Consider the following 5,341-nt stretch of genomic DNA (forward strand, 5'->3'; position numbering starts at 1 on the left):
GCTGGTAGTATTGAATGTCAGAGACTCCCCAGCAGGCAAATCGACATCAGTTGCTGTCATTTGACCACTGATTAAAGCGTCTTCCTGAACATCAACCACTTTAGCGTCAGCAACCGGATCATCATTTGTCCCGGTTATGGTAATGGTGAGCATGCCTGTATTGCTTACGGCAGACTGCTCATCCGTCGCGGTGTAAGGAACCTGAATGACCAGAGTCTCCCCTTCCGACAGCGAATCATAACTGGAAGCATCGAAGCTGTATGAACCATCTGAATTGAACGTCAGCCCAGTTGCTGTAGATGTTGTCGCATAATTCAGAGAAGAACCTGCTGGAAGGTCGACATCTGTCGCCGTCACATTGCCAGTAATGCTCGCATCTTCATCCACGCCAACAGACGCGTTTTGAGCAACTGGTGCATCGTTGGTGCCCGTGATGGTAATGACGACTTCCTGGGTATCGGTTCCCATTCCGTCACTCACCTGAACAGTAAAGGTTTCAGTCACCGACTGACCTTCAGACAAGGCTTGAACTGCTGGTAGCGTATTATCTATCTGGAACGTCCATTCGCCAGTTCCCGAATCGATAACGAAATTGCCGTATTGAGAAGGATTGGTTGTAATGTCAGACCACGTGAGATCCGTATTTGGTGCCGTATCATTATCTGGGTCAGTGGCAACAAGCTGACCAGTTGCTACACTACTACCCGCCGTATCTTCTGCAACGCTGCCCGTCACACTGATGGTCGAATCAATTACAGGGGCATCATTCTGACCGACGATACCTACGGTGACATCAACAATGGTTACACCACCATCTTCATCTGTGACTTTCACCTGGTACGTTTCGAACAGTTTTTGCCCTTCTTTCAGGTAGTCTGCGGCACCTGGAGTCAGCTCATAAGTCCAGACACCTTCACTGTTGATGACAAACGTACCTACAGCACCAGGGACAGAACCGACGACTTCAAAAGTATGGTTGTCATTATCCAGGTCTTGCACAACAAGATTTTTGACAATTTGTGTCGTTTCATCTTCACTAATCCAGCCACCCAGTCTCTCTTCCACCACCGGAAGATCATTCGTCCCCTGAATCGTGATTTCGACCGTGCTGGTTGCCCCATCGGTAGTGGTGACTGGGTACGTAAATGTCGCCTCTTCGCCCACTCTTAAATGGTCGAAAGTACTGCTTGCTGTAAATGTCCAGTTGCCATTTTCATCAATGGTGAACGTTCCGAGTGAATTGGTAACGGAACTCGCGACAAAACTGTTGTCTGGTCCGTCTACATCTGTACTGGTTAGAGTACCGGAAGATGTAAGAACGCTGTCTGTTTCGACAAGCGTAACGGAGTCGGAAGAAACGATAGCGGCATCATTCTGACCAACGATACCAACAGTGACATCAACAATCGTCACGCCACCGTCTTCGTCAGTGACTTTCACCTGATAGGTTTCAAAGAGCTTTTGACCTTCTTTTAAGTAATCCGCCGCACCCGGAGTTAGCTCGTAGGTCCACACGCCATCGCTATTGATAGCAAAAGTACCGACGACCGTTGCTGGCGTTCCTACTACTTCAAAGGTGTGCTTGTCATTATCGAGATCCTGAACAACGAGGTTTTTAACGAGTTGCCCAGAATCATCTTCAAGAATCCAGCCTCCCAATCGTTCTTCCACAACAGGAAGATCGTTCGTACCCTGAATGATGATTTCAACCGAGCTGGTTGCGCCGTCGGTAGTTTCAACCGGGTAAGTGAAAGAAAGCTCTTCTCCCACTCGTAAACTGTCAAAGGTCTCACTAGCTGTGAACGTCCAGTTACCGTTCTCATCAATCGTAAACGTACCTAGAGAATTGGTTATGGAGTTGGCAACAAAGCTGTTATCTGGTCCATCTACATCTGTACTGGTTAATGTACCTGACGTAGAAAGTACGCTGTCTGTTTCAACCAAAGTACGAACATCTGAAGAAACAACAGCGGCGTCATTTTGACCTACGATACCGACCGTTACATCAACAATCGTTACGCCGCCATCTTCATCGGTCACTTTCACTTTATAAGTTTCGAAAAGCTTCTGACCTTCTTTCAGATAATCAGCTTTACCTGGTGTCAGTTCAAACGTCCAGACGCCATCCGAGTTAATTTTGAATACGCCAACACTGTCTGCCAGATCAATTCCGCCGACAACTTCAAAGGTATGATTGTCATTGTCAAGGTCTTGAACAATGAGGTTTTTAACGAGTTGCCCAGCATCATCTTCAAGGATCCAGCCCCCTAAACGCTCTTCAACAACAGGAAGGTCATTCGTGCCTTGAATGGTGATAGTCACCGAGCTTTCCGTACCATCCGCAGTGGTAACTGGGTAGGTAAATGTTTTTCTTCACCAACTCTTAGATGATCAAACGTGCTGCTTGCTGTAAACGTCCAGTTACCGTTCTCATCAATGGTGAATGTGCCAAGGTCATTGGTAATACTGTTGGCGACAAAGCTATTGTCTGGTCCATCAACATCTGTACTAGTCAAAGTGCCAGAGGAAGTTAATACACTATCGGTCTCGACTAAGGTTACCGAATCGGAGGACACCACTGAAGCGTCGTTAGTACCAACGATGCCAACCGTAACCTCAACAATGATTTCACCACCGTCTTCGTCAGTAACTTTCACCAGATAGGTTTCAAATAGCTTCTGCCCTTCTTTTAAGTAATCAGCTTTACCCGGAGTCAGTTCAAACGTCCAGACGCCATCTGAGTTAATTTTGAATACGCCGACGCTGTCAGCAGGGTCAATTCCACCCACCACTTCAAAATCGTGATTCGTGTTGTCTGGATCCTGAACAACTAAGTTCTTTACAATTGGTGTAGTCTCATCCTCTTGAATCCAACCTCCTAACCGCTCTTCAACAACAGGAAGGTCATTTGTACCCTGAATAGTTATTGTAACCGTGGTTTCTGTTCCATCTGTGGTAGTTACCGGGTAAATGAAACTTGCTTCTTCGCCCTGGCGAAGATGATCAAACGCGCCATTTGATGAAAACGTCCAATTACCATTGGCATCAATAGTAAAAGTACCAAAATCATTCGTAATGGTGTTTGCGGTAAAGCTATTGTCTGGACCGTCAACGTCAGTACTGGTCAATGTGCCAGAGGAGGTAAGGACGCTGTTTGTTTCAGTCAGAGTACGAGTATCTGCCGACACAACAGACGCATCATTAGTACCCACGATGGTAATGGTCAATATTGTTGTATCGGTTCCACCAGCTTCATCGGTTACGGTTACAACGACAGGAATTTGCAGTGTTTGCCCTTCCTGAAGGTAGTCGTAACTGCTGGCATCAAAGGTATAAGAACCATCAGTATTGAAGGTCAACCCTTCAATTGTGTCAGTAATAGAAAAGTTTAAAACGCTGCCCGCAGGAAGGTCGATATCAGTAGCGTCCATTTGCCCTGAGAAGGTTTCATCTTCATTCACTGAGAAAGATTCAGCCTGAGCGACAGGCGCGTCGTTAGTACCCGTGATGGTTATGGTCAGCGTGCCGCTGCCTGTTGCTCCCTGATTGTCAGTCGCGGTGTAAGGTACTGTGATGACGAGGATTTGACCTTCAGACAATGAGTCATAGCTGGAAGCATCAAACGTGTAAGTACCGTCACTGTTGAACGTGAGTCCAGTCGCTGTCGATGTAGTCGCGTATGTCAATGCAGAACCAGCAGGCAGATCGGCATCTGTTGCCAGAACCTGCCCAGAAATACTGGTGTCTTCATCAAGAGCTGCGCTGCTGTTCTGAGCGACGGGAGACTGATTTACTGCTGCGATCTGCAAAAGATTAAGAAGTGAAAGACTTTGGGTTTCGGATAACCCCTGACTGGCTAAGCCAGAGGTGTCAAAAGACGTAGCCGCAAGCACTTGCGTACCAGTACGTTCGATTTCCCCAGACGTCCCAATAGATGAACCTGCTGCGCCTCCACCGGCTGCAGGTGCTAACTCTTCAATCTGAGTCGGGTCAGCCCCTGCCTCTAACGCGGCGAAAATCTGATCTATCTCAGGGTCGGTGTCCAATATGCGCAATTCACCGCTTTCATCCAGTATCGCTGTATCTGGTAAATCGCTCTCAGAAAACAGTAAATAACCCTGTTCATCTTCAAGTACCACTTCACCGGGTAACAACACTGTGTTAGCAGGAACAATTTTGATGTTGCCCGCAATATCAATAATTATAATTTTTTCTTGCGTTGGTGTTTCTACACCCGCTGCGGTGGCAAACTCCACAAGTAAAGTAGGGTCTTCACCCGCCTCTATTGAGGACAATATCTGGTCTATATCGGTAGATAATTCGGGCTCTCCCTCTTTCGCAGGAAGCTCAGCCAAAACCACTTCATCATCAATAGTTACAAATACTTCGCCAGGTAAAAGTGAATAATCTTCGGAGACAGTTTTTAAATTCCCCTCTACATCTATCACTATTACTTTACCCAGTGCAGACAAGCCTGCAGAAAATAAAGACGAAAAAGAAGCCATATTCCCTACTCCCAAAGAAGTAAAAACACTACGAATTTCTATCCAATATCGCAGTATTAAATTAACAAGTGGAAGGTTGAGAATTAGAGCAATATAATTTCGTAAAAGGCTTAAAAATTCAAAATGATAATATTGCTTCTAAGTGTCTCAACCTATAATATTCGACCCTTTTAAGTATATGTATTTATTGATAGTTATCTGTTTCAAAAATGAGAACAAGCGAATATAAGTGTTTGTCTGTGAAAACATTCAATGGCTTATGATTAATAAATATCGCAATATATAGCTCACCCAATAATTTGTATTTTGCATGCATCTCAAAAATGAGACTATAATTGGGATAATATATAAACATATCAAGAATTAACACGACTGGAGAGGTAAAGTGAAAGGACGTTATATAGGTGCCATTGGCTGTTTGCTTGCTGGTTCTTTAGCCACAAGTGTCTATGCTCAAACGCTGGAGCAAGCCGTGGCCATTACGCTCGCCACCAACCCAGAATTAAAGAGTGCATTCAACGATTACATGAGTTATCGAAAAGATAACGAAGCGGCAAGCGGTGCATATCTTCCAAAAGTTGATCTAGACGCTGGAATTGGTTTTGAACATGTAAACCCAGCTCCGGTAAATAGCGAAACAACTGACCTGACGAGAAAAGAAGCAACGATAACTTTTACTCAGCTTATTTGGGATGGTTCAGCCACACTTAATAATATAGATAGAACAGCTGCTGAAGCTGAATCCATGAGACTGCAATTATTAGCCAGTGCTCAGGATAAAGCGCTTGAAGTTGCTCAGATTTACTAGAAGCCGTTAAGTCTGAAGAAATTCTGGC

2 protein-coding genes and 1 pseudogene are annotated in these 5,341 nt (G+C 45.2%); 1 reads left to right on the plus strand and 2 read right to left on the minus strand.

The window, feature by feature from the left end; translation table 11 throughout:
- On the minus strand, positions 1–2,322 hold a 2,322-nt coding region (locus RH89_RS30520; protein WP_004402251.1), incomplete at its 3' end, for a VCBS domain-containing protein.
- Positions 2,319–4,505 carry a VCBS domain-containing protein gene (locus RH89_RS30525; RefSeq protein ID WP_004402252.1) on the minus strand — a complete coding sequence of 729 codons (2,187 nt, stop codon included), beginning with the start codon at positions 4,503–4,505 and terminating at the stop codon, positions 2,319–2,321. The genes RH89_RS30520 and RH89_RS30525, both read right to left, overlap by 4 nt.
- Positions 4,506–4,890: 385 nt before the next feature.
- On the opposite strand from RH89_RS30525, the pseudogene RH89_RS12475 reads away from it, so the two are divergent.
- Positions 4,891–5,341, plus strand: a pseudogene (locus tag RH89_RS12475) (TolC family protein); the annotation flags it as partial.

Origin of the sequence: Vibrio nigripulchritudo ATCC 27043, assembly GCF_000222685.1 — a bacterium.
Taxonomy (GTDB): domain Bacteria; phylum Pseudomonadota; class Gammaproteobacteria; order Enterobacterales; family Vibrionaceae; genus Vibrio; species Vibrio nigripulchritudo.

Bases quoted from the DNA above. Each gene is read 5' to 3' on its own strand.
- RH89_RS30525 (WP_004402252.1), bottom strand. From the start codon at position 4,505: ATGGCTTCTTTTTCGTCTTTATTTTCTGCAGGCTTGTCTGCACTGGGT.